The sequence below is a fragment of the Candidatus Methylacidiphilales bacterium genome, from assembly GCA_030054035.1.
Taxonomy (GTDB): Bacteria; Pseudomonadota; Gammaproteobacteria; order JASGCS01; family JASGCS01; genus JASGCS01.
The window spans coordinates 103,587-121,746 of the sequence record JASGCS010000003.1 but is presented as its reverse complement, the minus strand read 5'-3'; the positions used below and the strand labels follow the sequence as shown (position 1 = coordinate 121,746).

Below are 18,160 nucleotides of genomic sequence, written 5' to 3'. Positions count from 1 at the left end.
TCATACTTAAGTCTACACTTTAAAATCTTATATGGTGTATCGTATTGTATGCTACAAGACAAATTTTTAATACTTTCATCTGCAATTACTCAATACAGAACTCGTTTCACTGATATTATTCCTATCGCATTATTGTGCTCTGCTGGAAAGTTATTTTTGGACTCAGTCTTTGCTGACCAAGAGATAGTTAGTTTTATAACAGGGTTTCATGTTGAGCTGTTCTGTCTGGTCGCAATAGAACTAATAGTAATTGACACTGAAAAGAAAACCAGCAGCGCTCAAGCCATAGTAAAAACTTTACCCATCATTGTCTCGTATTATTTACTATTTGTATTTGGCGCACTAGCAGTACTAGGTGGAATGCTGATATTAATTCTGCCTGGAATATATCTAGCATTAGTTCTTTCGGTAAGTAAATACTCATTACTATGCAAGAACTACCACGGTATGCAGGCACTATTACACAGTTGGTCGTTAATAGCCCAGTACCCACTTGAAGTATTACTTCGCATCATCCTGCTAATACTTTTTGCATTCTCATCCTACGCATTTATTACCCTATTCAGCGATTGGATAATTATTGATTTGCTATCCCAATCAACCCTATACGCTAAAGCCACTGCACAATTCTTCAACATGTTGCTGATTGCACCTATTACTTCCTACTACCTCTTCATGACTTTTTCAGAATTGCTCTTAACTGGCACACCAGAGAAAATAGAAATTGACATCAAACGAAGAAATCTCATACTAGGCGCTTGTGTTTTGAGCATACTAGCGATCATGTATTACATAAGCTTGAATTAAATAGCGTAGCAACCCTCATTAGAAATCACTTGTAGATTGCACTACTTGCAGGCAATTTACATATTTGTATGTATTCTATCATATACTATAATATACTTTATACAATATATAGCAATTTATAATATATCTTATATTTATAAAACAACTAATGGAGAATGACATGAAAAATGATAATTACATGCCAATTAAGATTAAAGCACTTTTCAAAAGACTTGGGCAGGATATTGCTAACGCCAGAAAAAGACGCAGAATACCAGTTTATTTAATGGCCGAAAGAACCAATCTATCTAAAATCACTATTGCAAAAATAGAGAAAGGAAGCTCAACCGTCTCTATGGGCGGATATGCATTGGTATTATTTGTTCTTGGACTAGATGATAAATTGTTCCAAGTCGCAAGCTATTCTAACGACACCCTTGGAGCAATGCTAGAAGAGGAGCAGCTACCTAAGCGTATCAGGCTGAAGTAATTAGAAATTAATTATGGTAAATCAAGAAATTATCACAACGATTAATCTAGATGATCATAATCATCATGTAGGTAGTTTATGGCACTCAAATAAAAATGACGCCACTACTTTTCAGTATGACGCAAGTTGGTTGAACAATCCGTTGAGATTCGCACTAGAACCTAGCTTACGGTTAGATCAAGGAAAGCAACATACCAAAGGTTTGTTTGGTGCGTTCAATGATTCATCACCTGACCGTTGGGGTAGAGAATTGATGCAATATATAGCAAATGAAAAATCAAAAGAAGCTGGTAAAAAACCTTATGCATTTAGAGAGATTGATTATCTGCTCGGAGTAAATGACTACAGTCGATTAGGTGCGCTACGATTTTCATACCCACAATCCCCTGAAATATTTTTAGCAGAAGACACTGACAAATCAATACCTCCAATAATCAAATTAGGAGAGCTGATGGATAGTAGCACCTCGTATCAAAATAAAAAAGCCACCAATGAGCAGTTGCGGTTATTATTCGCCCCTGGAACATCGCTTGGAGGGGCTAGACCAAAAGCTACAATATTTAAATCAGATCAACAATTAGCAATAGCAAAATTTCACAAAACAGATGATAGTTACTCTGTAATTGCATGGGAAGCGGTTGCAACACAACTAGCAAAACAAGCAGGTATTACCGTACCTGAATTTGAATTAAAGTATATAGATGACAAACCAATATTACTGCTTACAAGATTTGATCGAGTTAAATCTAAACGGATACCCTTTCTCTCAGCACAGAGCATGCTACAAGCTCTACCACAAGAAACACATTACTATACTGAAATTATGGAAGCTATCGTACAATACGGTGAATCACCAACAGAAGACATCCAACAACTCTGGCGCAGAATGGTATTCAATATTCTCATAGCAAATACCGACGATCACCTTCGCAATCATGGATTTTTATTTGGCAAGCATAGCTGGAGACTAGCACCTGCCTATGATCTAAACCCCACCCCACTCAGTGTAAAAGACAGGACGCTAACCACAAAACCAAGTCCAGAGTACCCAGCCAGTGACTTATCATCTGCACTAAAAACTGCGAAAGACTTTAGACTAGACATAATAAAAGCAAACAAAATAATTGATGAAATTAAACACTCAATCTCCCAGTGGAAGACTATCGCAACGCAACAATTCAACATTGACCGTAAAGAATGTGATGAGATGCAATCAGCATTTTTAATACATTAATTTCAGATAGTTTCAATAAATAAACTATATTTTTATTCAATTATAATGTCACCATGGACTCGCCTCCAGATAAAGCATTAGAAACCAAGATAAAACTTAGTGATATTATCAATGACACAACACTAAATATAAATAAATACCCTTATTTATTACCTGCAATTAAAGATGGAACTATAAAACCTTTTAGTGAATATGTAAAACAAATGAAACATTATTTTGGATATTCTGAAAAAAACTTCATTTATATTAGTCCATATATATGTTAGAATCTAAATATGATAAAAAACATTTCCCTAGCCTTACTCTTAAGTATAATTACCCTTAGCAATAGCATAGCCTCGCCAACAGAGGAGTTGGTAAAGCTTCTTATCAAAGAGGCAAGTGTAAAAAATCTAATAGTAACATCAGAGGAAACAACAACAATTAATAATGTTAAGGAGATTAAAAAGCAAACCATATATTTTCAAGATATTAACAATTATTCTGGTATAGCTGATAACGATGCTGTGTATTTATACAAAGGGGATGTCTATGTTCACAATATAGATAAAAATGTCTTAATAATTTTCACTAAAAAGCAATTTGATGAATTAATATTTTCACAATTTGGACCTATTGATTTAAAAGAGAATCCTAATGCTCAATTTATCAATGAAAACTTTAGTGATGTTTCAAAAAGTGAAAAGGATGGCACAATACAATTTACCCTCATTCCTAAAAGTAAAGATGTCCCAATGAAAACTCTTACGGTAATCTATAATACTTCTAAACCAGAATTTGGATTAGATATGATTTATGAAGGTAAGGATGGCACAATCTTAGAATCGAAAACAACTAGTATAAAAGAAAATCAATCGGTAGCCAATAAAATTAAACCCCCAGTTAATTTACCTAATATACAAATCGTTGATCAGCGCAAGCTTTTTGAGTTGGAGCTATAACCTGCGGCATAGAGAAGTGGTGATGAATTTGAAAATAATTCATTCTTTTCTATTATAAAATCTATCCTAGTTGGATATTTCTAATTCTAATGACCTTACCCCACTCAGTGTAAAAGACAGGACGCTAACCACAAAACCAAGTCCAGAGTACCCAGCCAGTGACTTATCATCTGCACTAAAAACTGCGAAAGACTTTAGACTAGACATAATAAAAGCAAACAAAATAATTGATGAAATTAAACACTCAATCTCCCAGTGGAAGACTATCGCAACGCAACAATTCAACATTGACCGTAAAGAATGTGATGAGATGCAATCAGCATTTTTAATACATTAATTTCAGATAGTTTCAATAAATAAACTATATTTTTATTCAATTATAATGTCACCATGGACTCGCATCCAGATAAAGCATTAGAAACCAAGATAAAACTTAGTGATATTATCAATGATACAACACTAAATATAAACAAGTACCCTTATTTATTACCTGCAATTAAAGATGGAGTTATAACTCCATTTAGTGTATATTTAGCTCAAAAGAAAATTTTTTTTCGATACTCTGAAATTGAAGATATTTATCATAATTTAGAAAACTGGATTAAAGAAGGATATGGTATATTCATCCCTAAAGAATATGAAAAATATTTTAATTTTTTAAAGAACAATGGTATCTTAAATTTTTCAGGCTGTATATTAGAAGCTAATTGTGTAAAAACGATATTTGAGACAAGCGCTGATTTTACTGGGGCGACATTTAAGGGCAAGGCACCTTTTTCATACGCAAAATTCGAAAAAGGTGCTAATTTTACTGGGGCGACATTTGAAGGTGAGGCTTTATTTTCAAAGGCGACATTTAAGGAATGGGCTGATTTTTCAAAGGCGACATTTGAGGGAAGGGCTTTTTTTAAAAGGGTTACATTTAATGGCGAAACTGATTTTTCAAATTCTACCTTTATGGATGTTGTGAAATTTGATAATTCTGATTTTAAGAAGAGGGTAATGTTTAATAGTGTTAATAAGACGCCTGTTGCTAAATCGCCTATAAATAATAACAATGGGGATTTAATTTTTGGAAATTCCTATTTTTCTTTTAATAATTGTAGTTTTGATTATTCTTGCATATTTGATGGAACTGTGTTTCATAGGGTTCCTGATTTTAGATTTATTAGTTATAAAAATAGCAATTTTAGATTTGATAAGACAAAAATTATTTCCACAGCTGAATTACTTAAAATAGAAAATAAAAAGACAGAAGAATCATCAAAAGTAGAAAATACCTATCTCGAAATTAGCTATAAGTACAAAGCCTTGAAAGAGCTGGCAATAGCAGGAAATGATTATAGGAGTGAGATTTACTTATTTGGTGAAGAACTTGAAGCAACTAGATTATCACTCAAGAAAAATGAGAAGCCTGATTTAGAGGTATCAAATCCACACATAAAGAAATTTGGTTTAAGTATGTTTAAATGGTTGGCTGATTATGGGAGATCCATAGTGCGTCCAATTATTTGTTTTATTGGGCTTGGAATTATTACAATAAGGTTTGGATATACACTTATCTACAATGATTTATTATTGCCTGTAGTTACTGACTATGCTGATTACAAAGATATCATTGATTATAATACAGCGACTACGTTTAGTATTAAAGTTATTAACCCATTATTATTTAACACTGGTTATGGAATAAATCTAGACGCGATTGATGGACCGCTATGGCTGTTAGGTATTCCTTTTATTATAATCATTTTAAAATTACTTTCTTTGTTATTAATCTTTCTAATAGGCCTTGGTATTCGTAATGAGTTTAGGATTAAAGGTTAGGCTCTGATAAAGTGATGTTATTGCATACATGAATGAATTTAAGTTAGCCATAAATCAAGAACCCATCCTCGTTCTTAACAAGCACTTTACTGCATCATCTAATGTAGGTGCTTATCTTAATGATCAGATTCGGCACTGTGATGAGTTTATGATTGCAGTTGCTTTTTTAACGCAAGGGGGATTAGGGAGATTAATAGATGCCCTTGAGGAATTTGATAATAGGAATTGTGGTACTGCGTATTTGCTTGTGTCAGCATATCAATACTTTACCCAATCCCATGCGCTTAAGGGATTAAAGAGATTTAAAAATATTAAATCAAGGCTGATACCTGACAGGAGTAAATACCATGGGAAAGGGTATCTATTTAAAAAGGATTCACAGTATTCATTATTAATTGGAAGTGCGAATATTACTATAGATGGGTTAGCTAGAAATGATGAGCTCAATATTAGGCTTGACAAATTTAATCAAGATCCAATCATTAATGCTTTTAAGGATTATTTCAAAGTAATGTATAAAGACGCAGATGATCTTAGTGATGCTGTCATTGCCGAATATTGCGAAAATGAAAAACGCAATAAAGAACGCAATAATAAGGAAAGCGTTTATGAGATTACTCCAGTTAAGTACCATCCATTTCCAATCCAAGTTAGAGCTTTAGAGGAGATTGCAAAGGTAAGAAGTAATAATGAGAGAAGAGCTTTGCTCATATCAGCTACTGGAACAGGTAAAACTGTAATTGCTGCATTAGATGTTTTACAATCAGCTCCAAAGAAATTATTGTTTGTGGTGCATCGTAGAACAATTGCAGAGCGAGCTATGGAGATATTTAAACAAGTGCTTGGTCATACTACGAAACGGTTTGGAATTTACTCTGGCGATAAACAGGAGTTTGATGCTGATTATATATTTAGCACTGTGCAAACCCTATCAATCTCAAGCCATTTAGAACGATTTGATTCAAAACATTTTGAATATATTATTATTGATGAATCTCACCATGCTAAAGCAAATACCTATGAAAAACTATTGTCTTATTTTAAGCCTAAGTTTTTACTTGGCATGACTGCCACTCCAGATAGAACCGATGGAAAAGATTTATATGAATTATTTAATAATACGATTGCATTTGAGATGCGACTTGATCAAGCACTTGAATCAGAATTGCTCACACCATTTAATTATTTTGGTATTAGTGATTTACAAATTGACGGCGTATCTGTTGGAGAAAATACGAAACTAAGTCAATTAATTTGTAAAGAGCGTGTCAAAGTAATTCTGGATAATATTCGTAAATATGGTAGTGATTCTGGAATTATCAGAGGGCTAGTATTTTGTAGTAGGGTAGAAGAAGCGAATGCCCTCGCCGAAATATGCAATCAAAAAGGTATGAGATCTATTGCAATAATGGGGACTAGCAGTGAAAGTGAGAGAGAAGAAGCTATTAAAAGAATTGAATCGGATGATGATGCACATAGAATTGAATTAATTTTTACTGTAGATATTTTTAACGAAGGGATTGATATTCCAAAAGTAAATCTAATTATTTTGCTTCGTGAAACACAATCACCGATCATCTTTATTCAGCAATTAGGTAGGGGGCTACGAAAAACAGCCAATAAAGAATATTTAACGGTGCTTGACTTTATAGGAAATTACAAAAATAATTATATGATTCCCCTGGCATTATTTGGAAATTCAAATGATAAAGAGCGATTGAGGCGGATTGTCTTAAAACCTCACACCCTGCTACCCGGTTCTTGCTTTGTACAGTTTGATAAAATTGCAAAAGGAAAGATTCTGGATTCTATTAATTCAGCCAATCTTCAAACTAAGACAATCCTAAAAAATAATTACTTAGATCTAAAATACAAACTACATAGGTCGCCAATGATGGAAGATTTTCACCATAACGGTGAGCGCGATCCCTATCAATTTATTTCCTACTGCAAAAGCTCGTATCTGACATTTGTTAAAGAGGCAGACAAAGAGTATCAAGTATCATTGCCCAAGAAATTAAACAGTCTGTTAGGGCATCTTTCAATTGAAATCAACGATGGAAAGAAAGTAGAAGAAAGTGAAATCCTATTGCTTCTTATTACCAAAGGTGGAACTACCCTAGCTGAATTGAATAATATTCTAAAAGATAAATACCAATTTTCTATTTCTGAGGCAGAGTTTAGAGGATGTGTGCATAATCTTAATTTACAATATGCGACAAATAAATCAAAAGGTAAAAATATACCGATTGGAGAAATCCATAATTATGAAATCATCAGTACTCACCCTCACAAACCCCAAATTGAATGTGGAAGTACGCTTAAGGCCGCGCTAACCAATGAAACTTTCAAGAATTATCTCCTAGACTCAACTCGTTCTTCAATAATTAGTTTTCAGAATAAAGTAATCCACCATGAGTACTGTAATGGATTTATTCGTTATGGCAACTATACCAGAAAAGATGTCTTACGAATTTTATATTGGGAAAAAGAACAGGTAGGGTTAAATATTGGTGGATACAGCATTCACCCAGATAAAAAGAAATGCCCACTCTTTATTAATTACCATAAAAGCGATACCATTTCTGCGACAACAAAATATAAAGATAAGTTCAATTCAGCTTCAGAATTACAGTGGTATTCAAAAAATAACAGGACCAAAGAAAGCCCAGATGTTACACTACTATTAAACCAGCATGAGTCAGGTATTCGTGTGCCACTGTTTGTCAAAAAAACTCAGGAAGAAAAGTTCTTTTATTACCTTGGAGATTTAAAAACTATTCCTAATACTTACCAAGAAGAGATTATTGAACGCAACCCAGTGGTTAAAATATCTTTTCAATTAGACAAGAAGATTGATAGTGAGCTGTATGATTATCTTGTTAATAATTAAATATTTGCGAGCAGTTTCGCTAATCGGATTCAGTACAACTTCTCAAAGATTATTTAATTGAAGCTGAGGATTAGATATTGTTTTAGATATAGGAGGGTAAAAAACACCGATTATGATAAAAGGATCAGGACTCCTCTTGTGATTTGCAAGAGTTGTACCTAGAAATAAATATATATCTTTTTTCTTTATAAACTCATCGTAATATTTCTTCCTAACACCATCGCAAGCTTTTTGCTCATTGTTACCATGTCTCTTTAGACAATTCCAGTACAGTGACCCCAGCTCCCAATCTTCAATCATTAATGTTCTGGTTTTACCATCCTTACTTGTAAATTTATAAGAAAACTTATACGGTAATTTCTTGACAATTTTAAAAGGAATATTTTCTTTTGCTAATAAATCGAGTTTTGATTCCAACATTCTTAATTTATCTGGATTCCATTCTCGCTCTGTTTTCTCTATAACAAAATCTATTATTTCTGTTGGTTTAATAACTGCTAGCGAGGTGCATGTTTTCCCCTTCGCTTGACTGATCAATTCTTCCATATTGTCATGATAACTTTTTTTTAAGACTATGTTTTTTCTTAGCTGCCAACCATTGCTTGTATCAATCTTACCTATTTTATTAATAAGCACATTATTATCACTATCTAATGTTACTGGGCTGTAACTTTCAGGCCTGAAATCTTTTTTATTTTTTATTAAGTCAACCTCAATCCATTCATATTTATGATACTGTTCATATTGATTTAGTTTTCTAAATGGTACTGGGTATATCCTAATCCAAGAACCATCTTCTCGAAAACCTGCTGTGCAGACTAGTTCCGTATAAGCGTCAGACAACACTGGGTATGTTTTTACTGTAATTAAAACTTTAGTTATAGCCATGAAATAGCTAGATATGTTGTAATCTCAGACCGCCATTGATTTGTACTATCGCCTCTGATAAATGCTTTCTATGACACTGATTAATATTCGCCTCAAAGCAAGTTAGTGCGATTCTAGAGTGGTTAGATAATAATTTAATAATTTCTCTTTGTTGCTCTATGGTATGAGCCAGGGTATTACTTTTATAGAAATTAAATAGATCATCATAGTCATCCTGCGTGTGCAATGATTGCCGCCCCGATGATGCAATACCTACTTCTGGAATATGGATATAAATAATCTTTAATTTTTCGCACTGCAATGCTAGCTGTTTTCTTGAAAAGCCAAACTTCATACTAATGGCATTTCTTCTAACATCAACTAAGACTTTTATATCATTTTTAATTAGGCGATTAAAATAATTCTCTATAGAGATACCTTCATACCCGATAGTGTAAAGCGTAGTTTGGTCATTACAAGGTTTATTTCGTAAAACTTGTTCGTATTTTGAAGGAGATAACAAATCAAGTGCGCAGACACTATTAATAGCATAGTAAGGATATTTCGTATAAGTTAATCTCATCAAATCCTTAGAGTCAGCACTATTTTTTAATTCTGCGGCTATATTTTTTAATATAGTTAGGTCATCAGTTATTAGTTCAAGAGTGTAATCTTTATTGTCAATTTTTTGATAATATTTATCGTCGACTTCAGTTATTAAACCATGACCAATCATAGCTTTATTGTCTGCCACCAGTGAAAATGAATAAGCGCCAAACTTAAAAGGTACAAACTCATACGCTGGTTTTAGTTGTCGTTTAGTAAAAAGTAAGAGTAGTTTTTGTAGAGATATCTTCTCTAAGCGACCACCAAACACTTGCATTAAAGCTAATATAATTTTTCTTCTATAATACATTACAGTGTGGGTTATACAGGTATATTATATCCAATAAAATAGCTATTTAAACCCACAGTCCAAATGCTAATCCAGACCTACGATGTTAAATAATCTATATTTTATTTACATATTCTGCGAAGTAACGCACATATGCAGGATGAAATGTAATATCAGACAACAATTTATTATTGCGAATTAGTTTCTGATCTATTTGTATATTTTCATATTTATATAAGTTAATTATATTATTTGAACTAAGTCCTTGAGATGGAAATGAAGTATTGATTGCCGAACAGCATATTACAGCTATAGGATTAGGGTTATCTAAGTGTGTATCTTTTTTATTAAATATCCCCAACTCCACTTTACTACCTTTTCTCTTATTAATAATAACTTTTTTATCAATATAATATTCTTTAGTACTCATGTTATAGCCAAGAATAGCTCCATACAATATTGAAATTAGATATGGGATGTGATCTGTATCAAGGTAACCACTTTCAATATCAAAAACATTCATAAATAATACAAACTGATTTTCAGGTTTAAACCATGGTTTGTTTTTCCAGTTCTGATATTGTTTTAACTTGGCATCAATTGCATTAGTAATTCTTAATTTTGCAGCTCTTTCATCTACAAATAATGTGCCCCAACAACCATCATCGTCAGGCTCTTTATCATCAAATGTTGTAAGGTAATCTGGGCTATTACTTTCCCCTTGAGTAGGAAGTACGCATTCAATGTAGGTATTGTCAAAATGAAAATCAGGACCTTCATTAAGCGGAATTCCGTCTGGCCTTTTATTAATACATTTTTTTTCAATTAAATATTCACAAACTAGGAGCTCATACATTCTTTGTCTGAATGAGTATTTATTGATTCTAGGATCAGATATTAAATCAATAAAATCAGAATCTAAATAATCTAAACAATTGTTTATCCTACACTTGATATCATTAAAATCTTCTAATGCCATAGCTTAACTCCTTTGTATTAATAGTTATATTAACTATTAATATACCACACTATGTTATTAACATTTTATTTGTTAATAACTATAAGTATTATAATATACTATGATATAATATAAACAACATGGATAAAGCAGCTGAAATTGAACATAGACTTGATGGTCAGAATGGGCTTACAGTTAGCCAGATATCTAAACTTTCGAAAAATAATTCAAGACCTTTAACACTTTATTATTTGAAGAAATTAGTAAATGAAGGTAGGGTAGTAAAAGAGGGGTTTAAGTATTTTTTGAACAAGAAAGGCTCACTTTCAGCTGAAATACCCTTCTACGGAAAGATTAGAGCAGGACACTCTGATTGTTTTGCTGCAAGTGAGCAACCAGAGAAGTCTATTCTTGTTCCTTTTACAATGATTAATGACAATCCTGATATGCTTTTCTCGTTTGAAGTTGTTGGAGATTCTATGAAACCCACATTAGATGATGGTGCTTTAGTACTTTGTAAAAGAGTTAAAAAAGGTGATGCAATTAAGGATAAATCTATTGTAGTTGCACGGGTCTCCGATGGGTTGAAATTAAAGCGGTATGTTAGTTTGAATAACTCTATACTATTATTATCAGATAACTTAGATTATAAGCCTATACAGTTTGATGAGGTAAAAGACGAAATCATAGCGATTTACAGAAGGAGAATTAAATGAAAAATAATAGAATTGCTAGTTCCCTAGATGTTTGCCATAAAGGTCAGGTATTTACCCCTGCTCATATTGTGGATAAGATGCTGAGACTTCGCAAGCGAAAGGGAACTGTGCTTGAGCCGTCATGTGGTGATGGCGCATTTTTTAATAGCATCTCTGGTTGTAGGGGAGTCGAGATTGACGCTAAGTTAATATCACATCCAAATATCTGGCATGGAGATTTCTTTGAGTATTCTACTGCTAATAAATTTGATACGATTATAGGTAATCCTCCGTATGTGCGCTATCAGGATATTCCAGCTATGACTAAAAGAAAATTATCGTTAGATCTGTTTGATGGTCGAAGTAATTTATATTTATTTTTTATTGAAAAATGCATGCGCCATCTTGCTGATCATGGTGAGCTTATATTTATAACCCCTAGGGAGTTTATCAAGGCTACTTCTGCTAAAAAACTCAATGAGCTACTTTATGAACAAGGTTCAATTACCTATTTTGAAGAATTGGGTGATAGTAGGGTATTTCAAGGATTTTCTCCAAACTGCGCAATATGGAGATGGGAAAAGAATTGTAGTGCTAGGACTGTGAGTAGCGGACAAGGCCACTTTAATTATGCTGATGGGCAGATCTGGTTTGGAGATATTTCTTCTGGGTTACTGCAAGATTCTTTTACTGTTAAGGTAGGTGCGGTTAGCGGTGCCAATCATATCTACTATACCGATAAACATGGTGAGACGCCAATGGTTTGCTCTCATACCAGAGAGACAAATAAATCCACGCAGGTAATCTATAACAGTAAAAATAGATACTTGCATAGACATAAGCAAACTTTAATGCAGCGATTAATTAAAAATTTTAATGAGAATAACTGGTGGCAATGGGGTAGAAATTGCCCAGACAGTAAGGAACAGCGAATTTATGTTAACTGCAAGACGAGAAAAGAAAATCCATTTTTCATGCACAAGGTAACTGACTACGATGGTTCTGTGATGGCTTTATTTCCTAAGCTAAAAAATATTGATTTGGAGCTCGCAGTCCATAAGTTAAATAAAGTGCAGTGGGATAAATTGGGATTCACCTGTGATGGAAGATTGCAATTCACTCAAAGAAGTTTAGCGCGAGCTCCCATAGACTTAGAATCGATTGCAGCATGATACCAAGTGAGCTTAAAGAAGTAATTTTATGCTTAAAAAAGAACAAAATGATACTTCAAAATAATATGGGTGATGGTAGGCAAGATTCATCCACTAATGAAAATAAAGTAATCCAGACAATTCAAAATGCTAATCTTGGCTTTAAGGTCACTGCAGAGAATTTAAATAAGAACAATAATAGAAACTGGTTTGATGCGACTATTGCGGGTTATTATGTAAATATAAAAATAAGCGCATTAAAATCCGCAGATAATACTTCTGCCAAACCAGCTATATTCTATTTTCTAACAGGACAAACAGAAACACCTACTCACACCAAACAATATTGGGAGCAAATGAAACAAAATGAGTCACCTGACGAGAATAGAAACTATTTCTATTTAATAGTTAACAAAGATAATCCTAGCGATGTATTTTGCACATCCTTAAAAGGTTTAAAAACTGTAAATGCAAACGGATCTGAGGGTAATTACCCATTCCAATGTGTTTGGGATGAGAATCGTGAGCTAGCTGATCGAACTTGGGCAGAAGCTAAAATATTTCTGCTAACTCAGTTTGCAAAATCTGTTACAAAAACTATCAGTAAATTAAGTGAAGGTTTGCCATGTTACTATCCAGAGATTTACGATAAAGTTATCTCTCATTAATAACACATGCTAAACTTACTGCTATGACTCGCGCTATTGTTCTTGCCATGCTTCTTGCTGTTGTTGCTGGCACTTTGACTCCGGTTAATAGTTTTGTGTATAGTTGTTATGCATTTATTGGTGCGTTATTTCTTAATGGCTTGAAGATGGTGGTTGTTCCGTTGATCGTGTCGTCTATTATTACAGCAGTGATTGGTGTTAATGGTCGGGAGTTGGGTACGATTGGGGTTAAGGCTTTGGTGTTTTATTTTATAACTACTGCTTTGGCGGTGGGGACAGGTATGGTGTTGGTTAATCTGATCGGTCCAGGTATCAATGCGCCTACGGAACTTCGTGAGTTGCTGAGCGCATCAAGTGCTCCGAGTGGTGTGGGCGCTGCTTCTCGTGATCTCTCATCATTTTTCTTAGACATGGTTCCTGATAATGTTGTGCTCGCTGCTGTACAGGGAGAGTTTATTGGGCTGATTTTTTTTAGCTTTCTGTTTGGAATATTTGCATCGCAGTTGCAGGGCAAATCATACACTAGCCTTTATGATTTCTGGCACGCAAGTCAATTAGTTATTATGCGAATCACCCAGTGGGTGCTTACCTTTACACCGATTGGGGTATTTGCTTTGATCGCTAAGGTAATTGCTGGTAGTGGTTTATCAGCCTTTGTGCCAATGGTTGCGTTTTTTGTCACTGTGGTAATTGGATTATGTGTGCATTTTTTTATTACCCAGTCTCTTTTATTGTTCTTTTTGTCTAGGATTAATCCTGTGAAGCATCTGCAGGCCATGAGCCCCGCCCTCTTTACTGCGTTTTCTACAGCATCATCATTGGGGACTTTGCCAGTTACTTTGACTTGTGTTGAAAATCGTGTAGGAGTGTCTGCAAAAATAGCTCGCTTTGTTTTACCATTAGGTGGCACAGTTAATATGGACGGTACAGCACTGTACGAATGTGTGGCGGTGATTTTTATTGCTCAATTACTTGGAATCCAACTTACCATTGCAACCCAGATAACCATTGCAATTCTTGCGCTCTTAACTTCTATCGGAGTGGCCGGTGTTCCTGCCGCTAGCCTTGTAGCAATTAGTTTAATCATGAGTAGTGTTGGCTTGCCATTAGAGGCGATGGGTTTATTACTCATTACCGATCGCATCTTAGATATGATGCGCACTACAGTTAATGTTTATGGTGATTCAGTGGGAGCTGCCATAATAGCAAAAAGTGAAAAAGAAGATTTACCATACGATCTAACTTCTAAACTGTCTAAATAATAATTTATTTGTATCCAATTTCTAATAAATATCTGTTGCATTATATTACAAAATCCGATATCTATCTCTTCTGGCACTAATCATACCTTCTCGGGTGAGTGCAGCTAAGCAGTATGCGATTTTGGATTGGTGTAGTTTGCTTTTTGCATTTAGTATGCTGTGGAGATTAGTCTGGCTGAGGGTATGATTATTGGTAAGCGCTCTGATAATCGCTCCTCGCATCTGTCGGTTAGAGCCTTGGAATGGTTTTTGTTTGATGTAGTTTTTTGTTTGGTTATTTATTTGCACTCCTTGTGATTTTAATTCTGCACCATAGTCCATAAGATGAGAATACCATGTTCTTGCTGATGGTAGTTGTTTTTGTACAATGTGATTAATGGCAACGAGATGCTGGGAGAGGATTTGGTCAGAAATTTTATTGCGTGATTTTTGAAAAAGGTGATGGATTAGCACGGTTCTGATATTGGTTTCTAAAAAGATGCCCCAGAGATTACATCCAAATGCTCGAATTGCACCTGCAGTATAGACACCTACCCCAGGTAATTGGATCAGCTCTGAAAGTTCAGATGGTATCTTGCCTTTGTATTGGTGTAATATTATTTTTGCGGATTGGACTAGATATAGTGCTCTTCGGTTGTATCCGAGCCCACTCCATAGCGTTAGTATTTCTTTATTGGTAGCTTGTGCTAATTGTACTATAGACGGGTATTGTTTTATCAATGCTTTGAATCGTATTGCAACACGATTTGCTTGAGTTTGTTGTAGCATAATCTCGGCGACAAAGGCCCGATAGGGTGTTACTCGCTTACGCCAAGGAAAATCTCTGAGGGGACAGGCAATGGTTTGTGAGATGAGGGAGCGATATTGTTGTTTTATCGTTGTAATGGCTTGGAGTTTGCTTGAATTTTAGGTCGGTTGCTCTCAATTTCTTTGAGCGGCAAAGTTTCTACAAGGCCTTGTTGGCATCTAATCACAAGCTCTTGATAGTCCTTTGTACCAGCTCGCTTCCAATCTAGTTCTTGCTGGGTGACTTCTCTTTTAACTTTTGCAGGAATACCGAGCACTAAACTTCTTGGCGGACAGGTGAATTTTGCTGCTACAAATGAACAGGCTGCGACTATTGAGCAACTACCTATCATCGCACCATCCATGACAACCGCGTGCATGCCAATCAGCGCATCTTCGCCAATATCACAACCATGAAGAATTGACCCATGCCCGACATGGCTATTTTTCCTCATGATGGATATTTCATCCGGGTAGGAGTGCATGATGCAATTATCTTGAATGTTCGAACCTTCGTCAATTTGAATTCTTCCAAAATCACCTCTGAGACAAGCTCCTGGAGCAATGTAGCAATGTTTTCCAATAATGACATCTCCGATTATTACCGCAGTAGGATGCACGAAGGAAGACTCGTGGATAACTGGAATGACTGAATCAATCTTGTAAATAGGCATAGTAGTATTTTACTTGATTTGCATGGGGTCGTAAATTAAATTTTCAAGATCTTGAATAGTAATGATCTAGTCATATTGTTTAGATAGATTAACAAAACAAATGAGGAATTGTATGACAAATATTACAAACTATAACAGAAATCTAATTTCAGACTTTTTTAATGATACCCAATCCTTTGGTTATTTTATTAGACCATTACATGGGGATACTAATCCAGAAAGTTTTAAGATAGATGTGCAGGAAAACAACTATGCTTTCTTTATCAACGCAGAATTACCAGGTGTTAACAAAGAAGATGTGCATATCACCGTTGAGGATAGAACTGTTAGCATTAGGACAGAGGTAAAGCAACATGACCAGCAAACTGAGAACAATAAAGTTGTGCGCAGTGAACGGTATTTTGGTACATACCAAAGAACTTTTTCATTACCTAGTTCGGTAGATAGCGCATCATCAACTGCTAACTATAAAAATGGCATCCTTTCAATTACTTTAAATAAAAAGATTAAGGAGACGCAAAAACGCATTGAAGTAAAGTAAAAGGGTATCAAAAAAACGAAGGGGTGATGTTAAATCACCCCTTTTTATTGAGGTATAATGCTACTTTATGGTCAAGGCAAGAAGGTCTTTTTTAATCAACTCTGCACTGGGATTAGGCGCTTTTGCCATTCCAAAGACTATTTGGGCGAGTAAAAATTTAGATGCTGAAGTGCTTGTACTGGGTGCAGGTTTATCTGGATTACGAGCCAGCATGATTTTAGATCAGTACAATATTTCCAGTGTAACCCTTGAAGGCTCAGATAGAGTCGGAGGTAGAGTTCGCACCTTGAATACATTACCTGGCAAGCCTGATGTGGGAGCCAATCAAATAGGATCTACCTACGGTGAATTTTTATATTTAGCAAACGCATTTGGTCTGTCAACAGTTGATGATATTCCTGCGATTGGCTCAAGAACCCAAGCAGTCTATATAGATACTGTATTATTACATGCTCACGAATGGAACAAACATCCAAAAAACAAATTAATAGGTAAAGAGCGAGATATTCCATTTGGTGCTTGGCTCTCAACATTTTTACCGAGCCCTTTAGAAGTTTCAAATCTTGATTTTTATGGCACCACAAATTCTGTAGTACCTGATATGAGTGTACTCTCTTACCTACAATCAAAAGGAGCATCTGATCAGATTATAAAATTAATGCAGATGAATTTTAATGGCTCTTTTGAACGGTTTTCTCTGCAGGATCTTTATAGAAGAATGATAATTAGAAAAGCTGCTGGAACTTCACCTGCCATGTATCTAAAAGATGGGTTGGAGCAATTACCAACAAAAATGGCAGGTACGCTAAAGCGTCCAGTACTCTTTAACAAACAAGTTACCGCAATCAAGCATGATAAATCATACTACACAGTTTCTTGCTCCGATGGTACAACCTATCGCAGCTCTGCATTGCTTTGCGCCTTGCCGTTATCTATCCTACAAAAACTTAGACTAGATCTACCAATCAATAATTCTATTCAAGAAGGAATAAACTCGGTTCAGTATTTACCAGTTACAAGATCGTTCTTTATCTATGATGTACCATTCTGGGAAAAAGATGGGTTCTCTTCTGAAGTATGGACTGATACACCGCTGGGCTTTTTGCATACTACAAAAGGGAATACAGACACTCCAGCGAAATTATATGGGAGTTATGCTATAGGTAAACAAGCACATGCTATGGATATGTTGTTACAAAAAGATCGCAACGCACCTTTGAAGCTATTAGAACAGGTAAGGCCGTCTAGTAAAGGTAAAGTCCAACTCTTACAAACGGTATCATGGGGCACTAATCCTTTCAGTTATGGTGCATTTAGTAGTTATACTTCTGGCACAATCGCCTCAGTAGTATCGGGATTCCGTAATCAAAAAGGTTCATGTATCTTTGCCGGTGAGCATACTGAAAGTTCGTTCGCCTCTGGAATGGAAGGAGCGATAAATTCTGGTTCAAAGGCCGCAACACTAATAGCACAATCCTTAGGTAAGCTGTAA

Annotated in this window: 19 protein-coding genes; 14 read left to right on the top strand and 5 right to left on the bottom strand. The window is 34.9% G+C overall.

Annotation, left to right across the window (positions count from 1 at the left end; genetic code table 11):
* The first annotated feature begins 48 nt into the window (after positions 1–48).
* From QM538_03695 to QM538_03660, 8 genes are all read left to right on the top strand, one after another.
* On the top strand, positions 49–807 hold the full coding sequence (locus QM538_03695; GenBank protein MDI9347585.1) for a hypothetical protein: 759 nt from the start codon (positions 49–51) through the stop codon (positions 805–807).
* Positions 808–985: 178 nt separating this feature from the next.
* The gene (locus QM538_03690; protein MDI9347584.1) at positions 986–1,276 is read left to right on the top strand and encodes a hypothetical protein; all 291 of its coding nucleotides are present in this window, start codon (positions 986–988) and stop codon (positions 1,274–1,276) included.
* 13 nt (positions 1,277–1,289) lie between these two features.
* On the top strand, positions 1,290–2,510 hold the full coding sequence (locus QM538_03685; GenBank protein MDI9347583.1) for a type II toxin-antitoxin system HipA family toxin: 1,221 nt from the start codon (positions 1,290–1,292) through the stop codon (positions 2,508–2,510).
* A 53-nt stretch (positions 2,511–2,563) separates the two neighbouring features.
* Complete coding sequence (locus QM538_03680; GenBank protein MDI9347582.1) at positions 2,564–2,776, top strand: hypothetical protein; 213 nt, start codon at positions 2,564–2,566, stop codon at positions 2,774–2,776.
* Between the two features lie 9 nt (positions 2,777–2,785).
* The gene (locus tag QM538_03675; GenBank protein ID MDI9347581.1) at positions 2,786–3,451 is read left to right on the top strand and encodes a hypothetical protein; all 666 of its coding nucleotides are present in this window, start codon (positions 2,786–2,788) and stop codon (positions 3,449–3,451) included.
* 70 nt (positions 3,452–3,521) lie between these two features.
* Entirely contained in the window at positions 3,522–3,788 is a 267-nt protein-coding gene (locus QM538_03670; GenBank protein ID MDI9347580.1) for a hypothetical protein, read from the top strand.
* A 53-nt stretch (positions 3,789–3,841) separates the two neighbouring features.
* A complete protein-coding gene (locus QM538_03665; GenBank protein MDI9347579.1) occupies positions 3,842–5,278 on the top strand; it encodes a pentapeptide repeat-containing protein in 1,437 nt (478 codons plus the stop codon).
* Positions 5,279–5,306: 28 nt separating this feature from the next.
* Entirely contained in the window at positions 5,307–8,171 is a 2,865-nt protein-coding gene (locus QM538_03660; protein MDI9347578.1) for a DUF3427 domain-containing protein, read from the top strand.
* 42 nt (positions 8,172–8,213) lie between these two features.
* Here QM538_03660 and QM538_03655 read toward each other — a convergent pair whose 3' ends face one another.
* From QM538_03655 to QM538_03645, 3 genes are all read right to left on the bottom strand, one after another.
* Positions 8,214–9,059: a hypothetical protein gene (locus QM538_03655; protein ID MDI9347577.1), complete on the bottom strand. Its 846-nt coding sequence runs from the start codon at positions 9,057–9,059 to the stop codon at positions 8,214–8,216.
* A gap of 7 nt (positions 9,060–9,066) precedes the next feature.
* Positions 9,067–9,954, bottom strand: coding sequence for a DUF488 domain-containing protein (locus tag QM538_03650; GenBank protein ID MDI9347576.1), 888 nt, complete (start codon positions 9,952–9,954; stop codon positions 9,067–9,069).
* 94 nt (positions 9,955–10,048) lie between these two features.
* On the bottom strand, positions 10,049–10,912 hold the full coding sequence (locus QM538_03645; protein ID MDI9347575.1) for a hypothetical protein: 864 nt from the start codon (positions 10,910–10,912) through the stop codon (positions 10,049–10,051).
* Between the two features lie 119 nt (positions 10,913–11,031).
* Between QM538_03645 and QM538_03640 the strand changes: the two genes are divergently transcribed.
* Genes QM538_03640 through QM538_03625 form a run of 4 tightly spaced genes read left to right on the top strand, consistent with a single transcriptional unit; the run spans position 11,032 to position 14,667 of the window.
* Positions 11,032–11,607: a S24 family peptidase gene (locus QM538_03640; GenBank protein MDI9347574.1), complete on the top strand. Its 576-nt coding sequence runs from the start codon at positions 11,032–11,034 to the stop codon at positions 11,605–11,607.
* On the top strand, positions 11,604–12,758 hold the full coding sequence (locus QM538_03635) for a class I SAM-dependent methyltransferase (GenBank protein ID MDI9347573.1): 1,155 nt from the start codon (positions 11,604–11,606) through the stop codon (positions 12,756–12,758). Before QM538_03640 ends, QM538_03635 begins: the two co-directional genes overlap by 4 nt.
* Entirely contained in the window at positions 12,755–13,405 is a 651-nt protein-coding gene (locus tag QM538_03630; protein MDI9347572.1) for a hypothetical protein, read from the top strand. Before QM538_03635 ends, QM538_03630 begins: the two co-directional genes overlap by 4 nt.
* 23 nt (positions 13,406–13,428) lie before the next feature.
* Positions 13,429–14,667, top strand: coding sequence for a dicarboxylate/amino acid:cation symporter (locus tag QM538_03625; GenBank protein ID MDI9347571.1), 1,239 nt, complete (start codon positions 13,429–13,431; stop codon positions 14,665–14,667).
* 45 nt (positions 14,668–14,712) lie between these two features.
* Here the strand turns inward: QM538_03625 and QM538_03620 are convergent, their stop codons facing one another.
* Positions 14,713–15,435, bottom strand: coding sequence for a hypothetical protein (locus QM538_03620; GenBank protein MDI9347570.1), 723 nt, complete (start codon positions 15,433–15,435; stop codon positions 14,713–14,715).
* Positions 15,436–15,539: 104 nt separating this feature from the next.
* Positions 15,540–16,127 carry a transferase hexapeptide repeat family protein gene (locus QM538_03615; protein MDI9347569.1) on the bottom strand — a complete coding sequence of 196 codons (588 nt, stop codon included), beginning with the start codon at positions 16,125–16,127 and terminating at the stop codon, positions 15,540–15,542.
* A 112-nt stretch (positions 16,128–16,239) separates the two neighbouring features.
* Here QM538_03615 and QM538_03610 point away from each other — a divergent pair, with 112 nt between their 5' ends.
* Together QM538_03610 and QM538_03605 are read left to right on the top strand one after the other, a co-directional pair.
* Positions 16,240–16,668: an Hsp20/alpha crystallin family protein gene (locus tag QM538_03610; GenBank protein ID MDI9347568.1), complete on the top strand. Its 429-nt coding sequence runs from the start codon at positions 16,240–16,242 to the stop codon at positions 16,666–16,668.
* A gap of 67 nt (positions 16,669–16,735) precedes the next feature.
* The gene (locus QM538_03605; GenBank protein MDI9347567.1) at positions 16,736–18,160 is read left to right on the top strand and encodes an FAD-dependent oxidoreductase; all 1,425 of its coding nucleotides are present in this window, start codon (positions 16,736–16,738) and stop codon (positions 18,158–18,160) included.